The following is a 14,927-nucleotide window of genomic DNA, read 5'->3' as shown; positions in this document are numbered from 1 at the left end:
AAACATGCTGCCGTCCTATTTCCCGTCAGCCCTGCGCTACTCGCCCGCGTAAACGGGACAAACCCCAGTGCACACTCGCCCACCCGATTCGCAACGAAGCACTGATCCTGCGCACTGCAGGACCGCGCCATGACAACAGCACTTTTGCGCAACGACCAAAACTCATTCCACAACCCGTATAAACAACTCGCCCGCAAGCCCCGCCAGCCGCGCCTTCACACTCTTGCAACAAAATTTCCTGTGAAATCTTCTGTTGCCAAGCGTATTTGCATCTATCCTGAAGTCAGGCGAATCAAGAAAGAGAACGTCGGTCTGCCGGCTTCCGATAAACACGGGAGCCTGCCGGATCCACCGTCCGACCAGTCACCGATTGGCCGCCCGGCGCCTCCGACAGACTCCTGACCATGCTCGCAGTTGCGTTTTGGGGGATTCACGCATCAGGACATGCCGTCGCCCGGTAAAGCGCGTCGTGCGGGCTGCTGCCCGGAAGCGCCAGACCTCATCCCGGGGGTCTGTACCTACCTGACTTGCGCCACAGGTGGGTGCGACCTCAGCTGCTGCGAGGTCGAGTCATGAGCATTTTCAGTCATTTTCAGAACCGCTTTGAAGCCACCCGGCAGGAAGAGTACAGCCTTCAGGAGTACCTGGAGCTGTGCAAAACCGACCCGACCACTTACGCCACCGCCGCCGAACGCCTGCTGATGGCCATCGGCGAACCCGAACTGATCGACACCTCACTGGACTCGCGCCTGTCGCGGATTTTTTCCAACAAGATCATCAAGCGCTATCCGGCGTTCGCCGACTTTCACGGCATGGAGGACGCCATTGAGCACATTGTCTCCTTCTTCAAACACGCCGCGCAGGGCCTGGAGGAACGCAAACAGATTCTCTACCTGCTGGGCCCGGTCGGTGGCGGCAAGTCCTCGCTGGCCGAAAAGCTCAAGGAGCTGATGCAACAGGTCCCCTTTTACGCCATCAAGGGCTCACCGGTATTCGAGTCGCCGCTGGGCTTGTTCAACGCCAGCGAAGACGGCGCCATTCTGGAAGAAGACTTCGGTATCCCGCAGCGCTACCTCAACAGCATCATGTCGCCGTGGGCGGTCAAGCGCCTGCACGAGTTCAACGGCGATATTTCCCAGTTCCGGGTGGTCAAGCTCTACCCCTCGGTGCTGCAGCAGATCGCCGTCGCCAAGACCGAACCCGGCGATGAGAACAACCAGGACATCTCCTCGCTGGTCGGCAAGGTGGATATTCGCAAGCTGGAAGAGTTTCCGCAGAACGACCCGGACGCCTACAGCTACTCAGGCGGCCTGTGCCGTGCCAACCAGGGTCTGCTGGAGTTTGTCGAAATGTTCAAGGCACCGATCAAGGTGCTGCATCCATTACTCACGGCCACCCAGGAAGGCAACTACAACAGCACCGAGGGCATGGGCGCGATCCCGTTCAACGGCGTGATCCTGGCCCACTCCAACGAGTCCGAATGGCACAGCTTCCGCAACAACAAGAACAACGAGGCGTTCATTGACCGCATTTACATCGTCAAGGTGCCCTATTGCCTGCGGGTCACCGACGAGATCCAGATCTACGAGAAGCTGCTGACCAACAGCTCGCTGGCTAATGCCCACTGCGCGCCCGACACGCTGAAGATGCTGGCCCAGTTCACCGTCCTGTCACGCCTGAAAGAGCCGGAGAACTCCAACATCTACTCGAAGATGCGCATTTATGACGGCGAGAACCTGAAGGATACCGACCCCAAGGCCAAGTCGATCCAGGAATACCGTGACTCGGCTGGCGTCGACGAGGGCATGAACGGTCTGTCGACCCGGTTTGCCTTCAAGATCCTCTCCAAGGTATTCAACTTCGATACCACCGAGGTGGCTGCCAACCCTGTGCATCTGCTGTATGTGCTGGAGCAGCAGATCGAGCAGGAGCAGTTTCCAAACGACGTCAGCGAACGCTATCTGCGCTTTCTCAAGGAATACCTGGCCACACGCTACGTCGAGTTTATCGGCAAGGAAATCCAGACCGCGTACCTGGAGTCCTACAGCGAGTATGGCCAGAACATCTTCGACCGTTACGTGCTTTACGCCGACTTCTGGATTCAGGATCAGGAGTACCGCGACCCGGAAACCGGCGAGATCCTCAACCGCGCCTCGCTCAACGAGGAGCTGGAGAAGATCGAGAAGCCCGCCGGCATCAGCAACCCGAAGGACTTCCGCAACGAGATCGTCAATTTCGTACTGCGCGCGCGGGCCAACAACAACGGCAAGAACCCGAGCTGGTTGTCCTACGAAAAGCTGCGCGTGGTGATCGAGAAGAAAATGTTCTCCAACACCGAAGACCTGCTGCCGGTCATCAGCTTCAACGCCAAGGCTTCGACCGAAGACCAGAAGAAGCACAACGACTTCGTGCATCGGATGGTCGAGCGCGGCTACACCGAGAAGCAGGTGCGCCTGTTGTCGGAATGGTATCTGCGGGTGCGTAAAGCCCAGTGACGGCTGCGCCTTGACTGGGCAGCGACAAGCCGCAAGCCTCAAGCGGCAAGCAGCGCGGCGCCGCCTGAGACTCTGCGCGGCGCCCGATAGCAGCACGGCCAGCTTCAAGCTTGCAGCTTATGGCTTGCGGCTGGCCCGGAGGGCCTTGAATGAGCTACGTGATTGATCGTCGTCTGAACGGCAAGAACAAGAGCACCGTGAACCGTCAGCGGTTTCTGCGGCGCTACAAATCACATATCAAGAAGGCGGTCGAAGACGCCGTCGGGCGGCGCTCGATCACCGATATAGAGCACGGCGAAAGCATCAGCATCCCCAATCGCGATATCGACGAGCCCATCTTTCATCACGGCAAGGGCGGTCGCCAGACCCAGGTACACCCGGGCAACCGCGAGTTCGCCAGCGGCGACCGCATCGCTCGCCCAGAGGGCGGTGGCGGCGGTCAGGGTGGCAGCCAAGCCGGCAACAGCGGCGAGGGGATGGACGAATTTGTCTTTCAGATCACCCAGGACGAATTCCTCGACTTTATGTTCGAAGACCTCGCCCTGCCCAACCTGGTCAAGCGCCAGTTGACCGGTACCGATACCTTCAAGCCGGTGCGCGCGGGCATCAGCCAGCAGGGCAACCCCTCTCGCATCAACATCGTCCGCTCCATGCGCGCCGCCCAGGCCCGCCGCATCGCGTTGGGCGGCGGCAGCCGCAAGCGGCTGCGCGAGGCGCGCGCCGAACTCGAACAGCTCAGGCTTGATCACCCGGATGATCTCAGCGGTATCCAGCGCCTGCAGGAAGAGATTTCCGCGCTGCGCAATCGCATCGAGCGCATCCCCTTCCTCGACACCTTTGATCTGCGCTACAACCTGATCGTCAAGCAGCCCACGCCATCTTCCAAGGCAGTGATGTTCTGCCTCATGGATGTCTCCGGCTCCATGACCCAGGCCACCAAGGATCTGGCCAAACGCTTTTACATCCTGCTCTACCTGTTCCTGCGCCGTAACTACGAGCGCATCGACGTGGTGTTCATCCGTCACCACACCAGCGCCAAGGAGGTGGATGAGGAGGAGTTCTTCTACTCGCGCGAAACCGGCGGCACCATCGTCTCCAGCGCCCTGCGGCTGATGCAACAGATCATCGAGGACCGCTACCCGCCGGGCGAGTGGAACCTGTACTGCGCCCAGGCCTCCGACGGCGACAACTGGAACGACGACTCGCCGATCTGCCGCGACCTGCTGGTGCGCCAGATCATGCCGGCGATGCAGTACTACTGCTACGTGGAAATCACCCCGCGCGAGCATCAGACCCTGTGGCACGAGTACGAAGCGGTCGCCGAGCACTTTGCCGACAGCTTCGCCCAACAGCAGATCGTCGACGCCGGGGACATCTACCCGGTGTTTCGCAAGCTGTTCCAGAAGAGGATGGCGACATGAGCCGCACGCCTATTTCCACCGGTTCAGAGTGGACCTTCGAGCTGATCCGCGAGTACGACCAGGAGATCGGCCGGATTGCCCATGAGGTCTACGGCCTGGATACCTACCCCAATCAGATCGAGGTCATCACCGCCGAGCAGATGATGGATGCCTACGCTTCGGTCGGCATGCCGCTGGGCTATCACCACTGGTCCTACGGCAAGCATTTTCTCGCCACCGAAAAGGGCTACCGTCGCGGCCACATGGGCCTGGCCTACGAGATTGTCATCAACTCCGACCCCTGCATCGCCTACCTGATGGAAGAGAACACCATGTGCATGCAGGCACTGGTGATCGCCCACGCCAGTTACGGGCACAACTCCTTTTTCAAGGGCAACTACCTGTTCCGCAGCTGGACCGACGCCAGCGCCATCATCGATTACCTGGTGTTCGCCAAGCAGTACATCAGCGAGTGCGAGGAGCGCTACGGCATCGACGCCGTCGAGGATCTGCTCGACTCCTGCCACGCGCTGATGAATTACGGCGTTGACCGCTACAAACGCCCCTACCCGATCTCTGCTGCCGAGGAACGCCAGCGCCAGCGCGAGCGCGAAGAACACCTTCAGCGCCAGGTCAACGAGCTATGGCGCACCATTCCGGTCAACCCGCACCATCACACCGAGGCCGATGATGCAGTGCGCTACCCCAGCGAGCCGCAGGAAAACCTGCTGTATTTCATTGAGAAAAACGCGCCGCTGCTGGAGCCCTGGCAGCGCGAGGTCGTGCGTATCGTGCGTAAGATCGCACAGTACTTCTACCCGCAGCGCCAGACCCAGGTGATGAACGAGGGCTGGGCTACCTTCTGGCACTACACCCTGCTCAATCACCTGTACGACGAGGGCAAGGTCACCGACGGTTTCATGATGGAGTTTCTGCAGTCACACACCAGCGTGGTCTATCAACCGCCGTTCGACAGCAACTGGTACAGCGGCATCAACCCCTACGCACTGGGCTTTGCCATGATGCAGGACATTCGCCGCATCTGCGAACACCCGACCGAGGAAGATCGCCGCTGGTTCCCCGACATTGCCGGCAGTGACTGGCTGGAAACGCTGAAGTTCGCCATGCGCACCTTCAAGGACGAGAGCTTTATCCTGCAGTACCTGTCGCCCAAGGTGATTCGCGACTTCAAACTGTTTGCCATCGTCGACGACGAAGCCGACGACCATTTGGAAGTTGCCGCGATTCATGATGACAGCGGCTATCGCGCCGTGCGCGAGTTGCTGGCAGCGCAATACAACCTCGGCAACCGCGAGCCCAATATCCAGGTCTGGTCGGTGGACCGCCGTGGCGACCGCTCGCTATCGCTGCGTCACCAACGACATCAGGGCAAGCCGCTGGGCGAGTCAACCAACGAGATGCTGCGCCACCTGCACCGGCTGTGGGGCTTCGATATCCACCTGCAGAGCCTCGACGGCAACCGCGTGATCAGCGAAGCCCACATTCCCCCACGCCCCGAGCCGGAGGAAGAGCGACTGCCCAAATTTGATCTGAATATACCGCCGATCTGACGGCGCAGAGCGCCGGCTGCAAGCTGCAAGCCTGATCAGGATGAGTTCGGCCGCTAGGCCGCCAAGTGTTTCTCAAGATTCTGCTGCGATACGCAGCCAAAAGAAAACCCGCGCGACTCGACACCGCGCGGGTTTTGCTTGCAGCTTGCAGCTTGAAGCTTGAATCTACCCCCCTTTATCCAGAGATCGTGTCGATGCCTGAGAGTTACTCCACCTACCTGGTCGGCGGCGCCGTCCGCGACCAACTGCTCGGCCTGCCTGTCAGCGAACGCGACTGGGTTGTGGTAGGCGCTACGCCGGAGCAGTTGCAACAGGCGGGGTATAAGCCGGTCGGGCAGGACTTCCCGGTATTCCTGCATCCGCAAACCGGCGAGGAGTACGCGCTGGCCCGCACCGAGCGCAAGAGCGGGGTGGGTTACGGCGGGTTCGTCTTTCACACCAGCCCGGACGTCACCTTGGAAGAAGATCTGGTCCGCCGCGACCTGACGGTCAACGCCATGGCGCAGACCGAAGACGGGCAGATCATCGACCCCTATGGCGGACAGCAGGACCTGCAGGCAAAGACACTACGCCATGTCTCCCCCGCCTTTGCCGAAGACCCGCTGCGCGTACTGCGGGTAGCCCGCTTTGCAGCGCGCTACGCCCATCTGGGCTTCCGCGTGGCCGATGACACCATGGCGCTGATGCGCCAGCTGAGCGAGTCAGGAGAGCTCAGGGAGCTGACTGCCGAGCGCAGCTGGAAGGAAATCAGCCGCGCCCTGATGGAACCCAACCCGGATGTCTTCATCCAGGTGCTGCGTGACTGCGGCGCGCTGGCAGAGCTGCTGCCAGAGGTCGACGCGCTGTTTGGGGTGCCACAACCCGAAGCGCACCACCCGGAGATTGATACCGGCGTGCACGTGCTCCAGGTGCTGCAGATTGCGGCGAGAGAGCACCTGCCGCTGCCAGCCCGCTGGGCTTGCCTGCTGCACGATCTGGGCAAGGGGCTGACGCCACCGCAACATTGGCCGAAACACCACGGACACGAGACTGGCGGCCTGAAGGCTGTGAAAGCGGTCAACAAACGCTGCAAGGCGCCGCGCGACTGCCAAGAGCTGGCGTATCTGGCCTGCGAGTACCACACCCACTGCCATCGCGCACTGGAGCTGCGCCCGCAAACGCTGCTCAAACTGTTCAAGGCGCTGGATATTTACCGCCGAGCGGAGCGCTTCGAGCAGTTTCTGGCGGTATGCATCGCCGACGCGCAAGGTCGCACCGGGTTTGAGACTCGCCCCTACCCGCAGGCGGACTACCTGCGCGGCGCGGCAGGAGCCGCACGCGGCGTGGACATTCAACCGTTGCTGGAAAAGGGACTGCAGGGAGCCGACATGGGCCGCGCGCTGGAGCAGGCACGGCTAGAAGCGTTGAGTGACTACAAGGCCTCGCGCGGCTGATGGTCAGCCAGCAGATGCCCAGGCGTCAGCTCGCGATCACGCCAACTGAACGCCACCGGCCACAGTGACTGGCTGCCCTGCCAGTTAGCCCACAGCTGTTCAAACGTCTGCCCAGCGCCCGGCAACCGCTGCTGGGGCGCCAGCAGGGCCAGCGGCCAGAGCACAAAGGCATTGCGGGTGACCTCAGGGCGTGGCAGCACGATGCCGTCATGCACGCCGCTCAGATCGCCATAGCACAGCACGTCGATATCCAGGGTGATGCGGCCCGGCAACGGTGACTCACGGCGACCACACGCGGCTTCAATCGCCTTGAGCGCCGCGTTCAGGTCAGCCAGGTTCAGGTGCGTTTCTACCCCCACCACCATGTTGTAAAAACGCTTGCCCAGCACACCAACCGCATCACTCTCGAACAGCGGCGACAACTGCAGCTCACCGCACAGCTCGCTCAGTGCATCCAGCCCGCGCAGCAGGTGATATTCACGGCCGGTATTGCTGCCGATGCCCAGATAAACCCTGGTCACGCGGTTTTGACTCCCCGTTCGATGATTACGCCGACCCCGCCGGCAGCTGCCGGCACGGCGCCCGGCTTGGTTACCTGCAAGCGCAACCAGGGGATACCGAACTCGCGCATCAGCGTTGCTGCCAGCTCTTCGGCCAAGGTTTCTACCAGCAGATAGCGGCTCTGCTCGACAAACGCCTGCAGCCGCTCGCTGATGGCAGCATAGTTGAGCGTATGCGCCAGCTCATCCTCGGCGGCCGCCGGGCGAATATTCCAGCCCATGTCGAGATCAAAGACCAACTGCTGGGTGATGGTGCGTTCCCAGTCGTAGACACCGATCACCGTGTCCACCGCCAGCCCTCTGATAAAAACCTGATCCACAGCACGCTCCCGTGTCGACTACAATCAAACGTCATTTTGCCCGGGGCAGCTGCATGCATACCCACTTTCTATTCTGGCTGATCATCGCCTACCTGCTCGGCTCGGTCTCCTTCGCCGTGCTGATCAGCCGTGTGCGCCACCTGCCCGATCCGCGCAAGCTGGGCTCGGGCAACCCCGGCGCCAGCAACATGCTGCGTTTGGGCAACCGCTCCCTGGCGCTGGCCACCCTGGCTGGCGACCTGGGCAAAGGCGCGCTGGCAGTCGCGCTGGCCCGCTACGCCGAGCTGTCCAGCCTGCAGCAGGGCTGGGTCGGACTCGCCGCCGTATGCGGCCACATTCTGCCCATCTTCCATCGCCTGCAAGGCGGCAAAGGTGTCGCCACCGCCGCCGGTGTCACACTGATGCTCTGCTGGCCTGCCGCGCTGATCGCCGCCACGCTCTGGTTACTGACCTTCTACTGGCAACGCATCGCCTCGCTGGCGTCCCTGCTGGCGGCGCTGTCCTTGCCGCCGTCACTGGCATGGCTGGCACCCAGCCTGCTACTGCCGGTGACCTTGATGGTACTGTTGATCCTGCTGCGCCATCGCCTCAATATCGGCCGCCTGCTGGCGGGTGTAGAAAACCGCTTCAGGCCTTGACGGCAATCGGCGGCAACTGCTCCATCGGCCAGCGCGCGCGGGTTTCGATCCCGCCGTCGTCCTGCTGACCGGCCAGTAGCCGCTGGCAACCGGCATAGGCAATCATCGCGCCGTTGTCGGTGCAGTAGGCCGGCCGCGCGTAGTACACATTGCCCTTGAGCTCGGCGGTCATGCTTTCGAGCTGCTGACGCAGGCGACGGTTTGCACTCACGCCCCCCGCAATCACCAACCGCTTGAGTCCCGTCTGCTTGAGTGCCCGACGGCACTTGATGGTCAGCGTCTCGACCACCGCCGTCTCAAAGCCCAGGGCTACGTCAGCCAAGGTCTGAGCATCCGGTTCACCTTGCTCGGAACACGCCTGCCAGGCTGTCAGCACAGCGGTTTTCAAACCACTGAAACTGAAGGTCAAGCCTGGCCGGTCGGTCATCGGACGCGGAAAAACAAAGGCACCGGGACGGCCCTGCTCGGCCAGCCGGGCAATCTCCGGACCGCCGGGGTACGGCAACCCCATCAACTTGGCGGTTTTGTCGAATGCCTCGCCAGCAGCGTCGTCCAGCGACTCGCCCAGCAGCTCATACTCGCCAATGCCATCCACCCGCACCAGTTGCGTATGACCACCGGAGACCAGCAGCGCAACAAAGGGGAAGGCCGGCGGCGTTTCTTCCAGCATCGGTGCCAGCAGATGCCCTTCCATGTGGTGCACGCCCAGCGCCGGCACACCCCAGGCGAAGGCCAGGGCTCGGGCGCAGGCGCCGCCGACCAGCAGCGCGCCGACCAGCCCCGGGCCGGCCGTGTAGGCGACAGCGTCCACCTCGCCCGGCTGCAGCCCGGCGTTGGCAAAGACCTCGCGCATCAGCGGCACCAGGCGCTTGACGTGATCACGCGAGGCCAGCTCGGGCACCACACCGCCGTACACACGGTGCAGATCGATCTGGCTGAACAACGCATCGGCCAGCAGGCCGCGCTCGCTGTCATACAGTGCGATACCGGTTTCATCGCAGGAGGTTTCAATACCCAAGACGCGCATGACTTAACCTGTGCCTCGTTTCACATCGATGTCATAAGCCGCGCATCATAATCAGCCCAGCGCCCACAGGCCAGTTTTTTGCCTTTATGGGCATCATAGCCTTTGCATTTATCCAATGAAGGCGGTAACATCCGCGTCCCTTGAAATGCAATCGCCGCAGGCCAGCTGCCTGGGGCAAGATTACCAACGTTTGAGAAAGGTACGACATGCCTGCCGTCAAAGTTAAAGAGAACGAACCCTTCGACGTGGCCCTGCGTCGTTTCAAGCGCTCCTGCGAAAAAGCCGGTGTTTTGGCTGAAGTACGCCGTCGTGAGTTTTATGAAAAACCCACTACCGAGCGCAAGCGCAAGGCTGCTGCCGCTGTTAAGCGTCACGCCAAGAAGATCCAGCGCGAGCAACGTCGCCGCGAGCGTCTGTACTGAGTTCCACGCCTCAGTTCTGCCGGGCCTGATCGCAGGCCCACCGATAGTCAACAGGGCGTATCGCGCAGACTGATATTCGACTGGAACACGCATCTGTCCGGCCTTCCGCAAGGAACTGGCTGGATTTTTGCGTTTATGGTCCACTTGAGCGTCGTGCGCCTGCCAGGCCGCGCTGCCGCACAGGACAGACAGGTAGATGGCCGGACTTATTCCTCAGAGCTTCATTGACGACCTGCTCGCCCGTACCGACATTGTCGAGACGGTCGGCTCGCGCCTGAAACTGAAGAAGACCGGCAAGAACTACTCCGCCCTATGCCCGTTCCATAACGAAAAATCGCCCTCGTTCAGCGTCAGCCCGGACAAGCAGTTTTACTACTGCTTTGGCTGTGGCGCTGGCGGAAACGCGCTCGGCTTCGTGATGGACTTTGATCGCCTGGAGTTTCCCCAGGCGGTGGAAGAGCTTGCACGCCAGGCCGGCGTAGAGGTGCAGTACGAGGAGCGCAGCGACAAGCGCCAGGGCCCACGGGCGCCGCGCAAGGACAACCCGCTCTACGCCCTGCTTGAACAGGCCGCCGCCTATTACCGACAGCAACTGCGCCAGCACCCCCAACGCCAGCGCGCTGTGGGCTACCTGAAGGGCCGAGGCCTGTCCGGTCAGATCGCCAAGCTGTATGACCTGGGCCTGGCACCTCCGGGCTGGGACAACCTGATGTCGCACCTCAGCCGCGACACCAGCGAGCAAAAGGCGCTGATCGAAGCCGGCCTGGTGGTCGAGAATCCGGATAGCGGCAAGCGCTACGACCGCTTCCGCGATCGCATCATGTTTCCGATCCGCGACAGCCGCGGCCGCGTCATCGGCTTTGGTGGCCGGGTACTGGGTGACGAAAAACCCAAGTACCTGAACTCCCCCGAGACCCCGGTCTTTCACAAGGGCCAGGAGCTGTACGGGCTGTATGAGGCCAAGCAGCAGAACCGCCAGCTTGAGGAAATCCTGGTAGTCGAAGGCTACATGGACGTCATCGCCCTGGCACAACACGGCGTCACCAATGCCGTCGCCACCCTGGGCACCGCCACCAGCGAAGACCATCTGAAGCGACTGTTCCGCCTGGTACACAGCGTGGTGTTCTGTTTCGACGGTGACCGCGCCGGCCGCCAAGCAGCCTGGCGCGCACTGAACGCAGCACTGCCAGTACTGGAAGACGGCCGCCACGTGCGCTTTCTGTTCCTGCCCGACGGACAGGACCCGGACAGCATGATTCGCGAGGAAGGCACGGACGCTTTCCGGCGCCGCCTCAGTCGCGACGCCCAACCGCTGACCGACTACCTGTTTCGACACCTGGCCGAGGAAGCCGGGGCCGACAGCCTGGAAGGCAAGGCACATATGGCCGCTCTGGCGCTGCCACTGATCGAGCAGGTGCCAGGCAGCCTGTTGCGCCGCCTGCTACGCCAGTCGCTGCAGCAGCAGACCGGCGTCGATCTGGATGAGGTCGTACCCGCCAGCCTGCCGGATGAAACACCGGCCGCACCAGAGCACGGCCCCAGCTACGACGACCTGCCCGCCGGCGCCTGGGATGACTGGAGCGAACGCGAGGCACCGGACCAGGATTACTACCTGCCCGAAGGTATGGACAGCCCGCCACCACCACAGCAGGGCAAAGGCAAGAACAAGGACTGGGGTGAAGGCCGACAGAAATGGCGCAAAGACCGTCCGCGCGACGCCCGTCCGGCAGGCCACAAGGGGCCACGACGCGCGGTCGACAGTCCACTACTGCAGGCAGTGCGCACCCTGCTGCACCACCCGCACCTGGCGGCGCATGTGCAGCAGGCCAATCAGCTGGCAGACGAGAACGAAGATGAAGCGCGGCTATTGGTCGCACTGATCGAGGCGGCGCAGAAACAGCCGGGGCTGACTACAATTGAGCTACTGGCACGTTGGCATGGCACCGCCCTCGGCGAGCAGCTCAACCGCCTGGCTGAACAGGAGTGGCTGCTGAATATTCCCAGCGCCAACCTTGAACAACAGTTTTTCGACACCATAAACAAGTTATCCGCTCGTCAATCCGAGCGTCGCATCGAACAGCTCCTCGACAAATCGGTCAAAGAACCACTCTCCAGCGAGGAGAAGCAACAGCTACGGGACCTTCTGAATAGCCGCAACATGGCGAAAGGCGACAGCTGACAGCCTCTTCAAGTGGCGTCGGCAGCTGAAATCAGGGTATAATCCGCAGCTCACTTTTTTGCACACCAAGGCATCCACAAGGGTTGTTATGTCCGGAAAAGCGCAACAGCAATCCCGTCTCAAAGAGCTCATCGCACGTGGTCGCGAACAGGGCTATCTGACCTATGCGGAGGTCAACGATCACCTGCCCGAGGATATCTCCGATCCGGAGCAGGTGGAAGACATTATCCGCATGATCAACGACATGGGCATCACGGTGTTCGAAGCAGCACCTGACGCCGACGCGCTGTTGCTGGCTGACAACGACGCCGACGAAGCCGCTGCCGAAGAGGCTGCCGCTGCCCTCGCCGCCGTTGAAACCGACATTGGTCGTACCACCGACCCGGTGCGCATGTACATGCGCGAAATGGGTACCGTCGAACTGCTGACCCGCGAAGGCGAGATCGAAATCGCCAAGCGTATCGAGGAAGGCATTCGCGAGGTCATGGCGGCCATTTCGATGTTCCCCGGCACCGTTGACGGCATCCTCGCCGACTACGCTCGCGTAGTCGAAGAAGGTGGCCGCCTGTCCGACATCTTCAGCGGTTACATCGACCCTGATGACGACGGCATGTCCGGCGCCGACAACGCTGACATTCCCGCCGCCAAGGCCAAGGACCAGAAAAAGTCCGAGGACGACGACGAGGAAGAAGATGACAGCGATGACGACAGCGATGATGACAACGAGGGCGACGGCGGTCCGGATCCGGAAGTAGCCCGTCTGCGCTTTGGCGCCATTGCAGAACAACTGCAAAAGCTGCAAAAGGCACTGAAGAAGCATCCGCGCAACAACCCGAAGGTTGTCGCCGAGCAGGAGGCTCTGGCCACCCTGTTCATGCCGATCAAGCTGATCCCCAAACAGTACGAAGCGCTGGTTACCCGCGTGCGTGGTGCCCAGGACCAGATTCGTCAGCAAGAACGCGCCATCATGCAGCTGTGCGTGCGTGACGCTCGCATGCCGCGCGCCGACTTCCTGCGCAGCTTCCCTGGCAACGAGATCAATGAAGGCTGGGTTGACGAGCTGCTGGCCGACAAGCCGCGTTACAGCGAAGGCCTCGAAGCGCTCAAGGGCGACATCCTGCGCGCCCAGAAGAAGCTGGCCGAGCTGGAAGAAGCCTCGCGCCTGACTATCTCCGAGATCAAGGACATCAACCGTCGCATGTCCATCGGCGAGGCCCGTGCCCGCCGCGCCAAGAAGGAAATGGTCGAGGCCAACCTGCGTCTGGTGATCTCCATCGCCAAGAAGTACACCAACCGTGGCCTGCAGTTCCTTGACCTGATCCAGGAAGGCAACATCGGTCTGATGAAGGCGGTGGACAAGTTCGAATACCGTCGCGGCTACAAGTTCTCGACCTATGCCACCTGGTGGATTCGTCAGGCGATCACCCGCTCCATCGCGGACCAAGCGCGCACCATCCGCATTCCGGTGCACATGATCGAGACGATCAACAAGCTCAACCGTATCTCCCGCCAGATGCTGCAGGAGATGGGTCGCGAGCCGACACCGGAAGAGCTGGGCGAGCGCATGGAAATGCCTGAGGACAAGATCCGCAAGGTATTGAAGATCGCCAAGGAACCGATCTCGATGGAAACCCCCATCGGTGATGATGAAGACTCGCATCTGGGCGACTTCATCGAAGACGGCACCATGGAGTCACCGATCGATTCGGCTACCGTGGAGAACCTCAAGGAAGCGACCCGCGACGTCCTGTCCGGCCTCACTGCCCGTGAAGCCAAGGTCCTGCGTATGCGCTTCGGCATCGACATGAACACCGACCACACGCTGGAAGAGGTTGGTAAACAGTTCGATGTTACCCGTGAGCGGATTCGTCAGATCGAAGCCAAGGCGCTGCGCAAGCTGCGCCATCCGACCCGCAGCGATCACCTGCGCAGCTTCCTCGACGAGTAAGCACGCAGTATGCGGCTACAACGCCCGGCCTTGAGCCGGGCGTTTTGTTTCTGCTTTCTGCTACAGTCGCACAGCCAATAACGATAAAACCGGCTTGTGAGCATCAGGATATGCAGCATCAGAACCATCTGTACGTCTGGGACGACCGCTTTCTCTACATCACAGCGGGCATGGCGTCAGACCTGACCCAGCGTCACACCGTGACACTGCTAATCGCCCTCGACGCGGCCGGCTTTGCGCTCGGCGACGCCAGCGGCCGACGTCAGCGCTATCAGGCCGCACTGGTCGCCCGGCAAACCTCGCGCTCGCTGGAGACCCCCGACTCCGGCTTGCTGTCGCTGAACTACGACCCGCAAAGCTATGAATTTCACGCCCTGTCGCACTTTCTTGGCAAGCAGCCGGTCAAGCCGGTGATCCTGCAGCCCGGTAGCCTGCAAGAAGATGAGTTGCGCCGAATCGGCCAAGGCACCTGCAGCCGCGACCTGCTGTTCCGTCTGACCACCCGCATGCCCAGGGCTATCAGCGGCTACCAGCCCATCAACCTGAACATGGACATCCGTGCGCTGCATATTGCCCAGAAGATCAAGCGCGAATTGCCGCTGACCAGCACCGTAGCCGAGCTGGCAGACGAAGTCGGCCTGTCTGCCGACCGCCTCTCTCACCTGTTCTCCGAAAAGCTGGGGCTGTCGATCAAAAGCTACATCCTCTGGGCGCGCATGCGCCGAGCAGTCGAGTTGATCGCCCAGGGCGAGAGCCTGTCCGCCGTGGCCTACGACGTCGGCTTTGCCGACTCCGCGCACCTGACCCGCACCATCAAACAGTTCTTTGGCCTGACGCCTTCCTACGTCGCCAAGTCTGTGCAGGTGCACATGCTGTGACGGCTGCGCGCCTCAACTACCCTCTTCTGCCATCCTTTGCCCCGGCAAATAGCCGC

General features: G+C 61.6%; 13 protein-coding genes. 10 read left to right on the top strand and 3 right to left on the bottom strand.

Annotated features, from left to right (window positions below; genetic code table 11):
* The first annotated feature begins 129 nt into the window (after positions 1-129).
* The 5 genes from ASB58_RS19940 (at position 130) to ASB58_RS14820 (ending at position 6,899) form a co-directional block, all read left to right on the top strand.
* Entirely contained in the window at positions 130-402 is a 273-nt protein-coding gene (locus ASB58_RS19940) for a hypothetical protein (RefSeq protein WP_147336842.1), read from the top strand.
* 170 nt (positions 403-572) lie between these two features.
* Positions 573-2,495 (top strand): PrkA family serine protein kinase, encoded by a 1,923-nt coding sequence (locus ASB58_RS14835; protein WP_118131410.1) that lies wholly within the window; start codon positions 573-575, stop codon positions 2,493-2,495.
* Positions 2,496-2,644: 149 nt separating this feature from the next.
* A complete protein-coding gene (locus tag ASB58_RS14830; RefSeq protein ID WP_096004368.1) occupies positions 2,645-3,916 on the top strand; it encodes a YeaH/YhbH family protein in 1,272 nt (423 codons plus the stop codon).
* Positions 3,913-5,466, top strand: coding sequence for a SpoVR family protein (locus ASB58_RS14825; RefSeq protein ID WP_118131409.1), 1,554 nt, complete (start codon positions 3,913-3,915; stop codon positions 5,464-5,466). Before ASB58_RS14830 ends, ASB58_RS14825 begins: the two co-directional genes overlap by 4 nt.
* Positions 5,467-5,660: 194 nt before the next feature.
* Positions 5,661-6,899, top strand: a complete 1,239-nt coding sequence (locus tag ASB58_RS14820; RefSeq protein WP_118131408.1) for a multifunctional CCA addition/repair protein — start codon at positions 5,661-5,663, stop codon at positions 6,897-6,899.
* On the opposite strand, the gene folK is transcribed toward ASB58_RS14820, so the two are convergent.
* Both folK and folB read right to left on the bottom strand, forming a co-directional pair.
* On the bottom strand, positions 6,878-7,420 hold the full coding sequence (folK, locus tag ASB58_RS14815; protein WP_118131407.1) for a 2-amino-4-hydroxy-6-hydroxymethyldihydropteridine diphosphokinase: 543 nt from the start codon (positions 7,418-7,420) through the stop codon (positions 6,878-6,880). The genes ASB58_RS14820 and folK overlap by 22 nt on opposite strands.
* Positions 7,417-7,779 (bottom strand): dihydroneopterin aldolase, encoded by a 363-nt coding sequence (gene folB, locus ASB58_RS14810; protein WP_118131406.1) that lies wholly within the window; start codon positions 7,777-7,779, stop codon positions 7,417-7,419. The genes folK and folB overlap by 4 nt, the downstream gene beginning before the upstream one ends.
* 53 nt (positions 7,780-7,832) lie before the next feature.
* Between folB and plsY the strand changes: the two genes are divergently transcribed.
* Positions 7,833-8,417 (top strand): glycerol-3-phosphate 1-O-acyltransferase PlsY, encoded by a 585-nt coding sequence (plsY, locus tag ASB58_RS14805; protein WP_096004373.1) that lies wholly within the window; start codon positions 7,833-7,835, stop codon positions 8,415-8,417.
* On the opposite strand, the gene tsaD is transcribed toward plsY, so the two are convergent.
* The gene (gene tsaD, locus ASB58_RS14800) at positions 8,407-9,444 is read right to left on the bottom strand and encodes a tRNA (adenosine(37)-N6)-threonylcarbamoyltransferase complex transferase subunit TsaD (RefSeq protein ID WP_118131405.1); all 1,038 of its coding nucleotides are present in this window, start codon (positions 9,442-9,444) and stop codon (positions 8,407-8,409) included. The two genes, plsY and tsaD, sit on opposite strands and share 11 nt — an antisense overlap.
* A 206-nt stretch (positions 9,445-9,650) precedes the next feature.
* Between tsaD and rpsU the strand changes: the two genes are divergently transcribed.
* The 4 genes from rpsU (at position 9,651) to ASB58_RS14780 (ending at position 14,871) form a co-directional block, all read left to right on the top strand.
* A complete protein-coding gene (gene rpsU, locus ASB58_RS14795; RefSeq protein ID WP_083725792.1) occupies positions 9,651-9,866 on the top strand; it encodes a 30S ribosomal protein S21 in 216 nt (71 codons plus the stop codon).
* 196 nt (positions 9,867-10,062) lie between these two features.
* Positions 10,063-12,045: a DNA primase gene (gene dnaG / locus ASB58_RS14790; protein WP_118131404.1), complete on the top strand. Its 1,983-nt coding sequence runs from the start codon at positions 10,063-10,065 to the stop codon at positions 12,043-12,045.
* An 88-nt stretch (positions 12,046-12,133) separates the two neighbouring features.
* Positions 12,134-13,993 carry an RNA polymerase sigma factor RpoD gene (gene rpoD / locus ASB58_RS14785; protein WP_118131403.1) on the top strand — a complete coding sequence of 620 codons (1,860 nt, stop codon included), beginning with the start codon at positions 12,134-12,136 and terminating at the stop codon, positions 13,991-13,993.
* Positions 13,994-14,103: 110 nt separating this feature from the next.
* The gene (locus ASB58_RS14780; RefSeq protein WP_118131402.1) at positions 14,104-14,871 is read left to right on the top strand and encodes a helix-turn-helix transcriptional regulator; all 768 of its coding nucleotides are present in this window, start codon (positions 14,104-14,106) and stop codon (positions 14,869-14,871) included.
* Positions 14,872-14,927 lie beyond the last annotated feature (56 nt).

Origin of the sequence: Pseudomonas abyssi (assembly GCF_003444685.1) — a bacterium.
Taxonomy (GTDB): Bacteria; Pseudomonadota; Gammaproteobacteria; order Pseudomonadales; family Pseudomonadaceae; genus Halopseudomonas; species Halopseudomonas abyssi.
This window is presented reverse-complemented; position numbering and strand designations above follow the sequence as displayed.

Coding starts and splice junctions, on each gene's coding strand:
- dnaG (WP_118131404.1), top strand. CDS start 10,063: ATGGCCGGACTTATTCCTCAGAGCTTCATTGACGACCTGCTCGCCCGT.
- ASB58_RS14835 (WP_118131410.1), top strand. CDS start 573: ATGAGCATTTTCAGTCATTTTCAGAACCGCTTTGAAGCCACCCGGCAG.
- plsY (WP_096004373.1), top strand. CDS start 7,833: ATGCATACCCACTTTCTATTCTGGCTGATCATCGCCTACCTGCTCGGC.
- ASB58_RS14820 (WP_118131408.1), top strand. CDS start 5,661: ATGCCTGAGAGTTACTCCACCTACCTGGTCGGCGGCGCCGTCCGCGAC.
- rpoD (WP_118131403.1), top strand. CDS start 12,134: ATGTCCGGAAAAGCGCAACAGCAATCCCGTCTCAAAGAGCTCATCGCA.
- ASB58_RS14825 (WP_118131409.1), top strand. CDS start 3,913: ATGAGCCGCACGCCTATTTCCACCGGTTCAGAGTGGACCTTCGAGCTG.
- rpsU (WP_083725792.1), top strand. CDS start 9,651: ATGCCTGCCGTCAAAGTTAAAGAGAACGAACCCTTCGACGTGGCCCTG.
- tsaD (WP_118131405.1), bottom strand. CDS start 9,444: ATGCGCGTCTTGGGTATTGAAACCTCCTGCGATGAAACCGGTATCGCA.
- ASB58_RS14780 (WP_118131402.1), top strand. CDS start 14,104: ATGCAGCATCAGAACCATCTGTACGTCTGGGACGACCGCTTTCTCTAC.
- ASB58_RS19940 (WP_147336842.1), top strand. CDS start 130: ATGACAACAGCACTTTTGCGCAACGACCAAAACTCATTCCACAACCCG.
- ASB58_RS14830 (WP_096004368.1), top strand. CDS start 2,645: ATGAGCTACGTGATTGATCGTCGTCTGAACGGCAAGAACAAGAGCACC.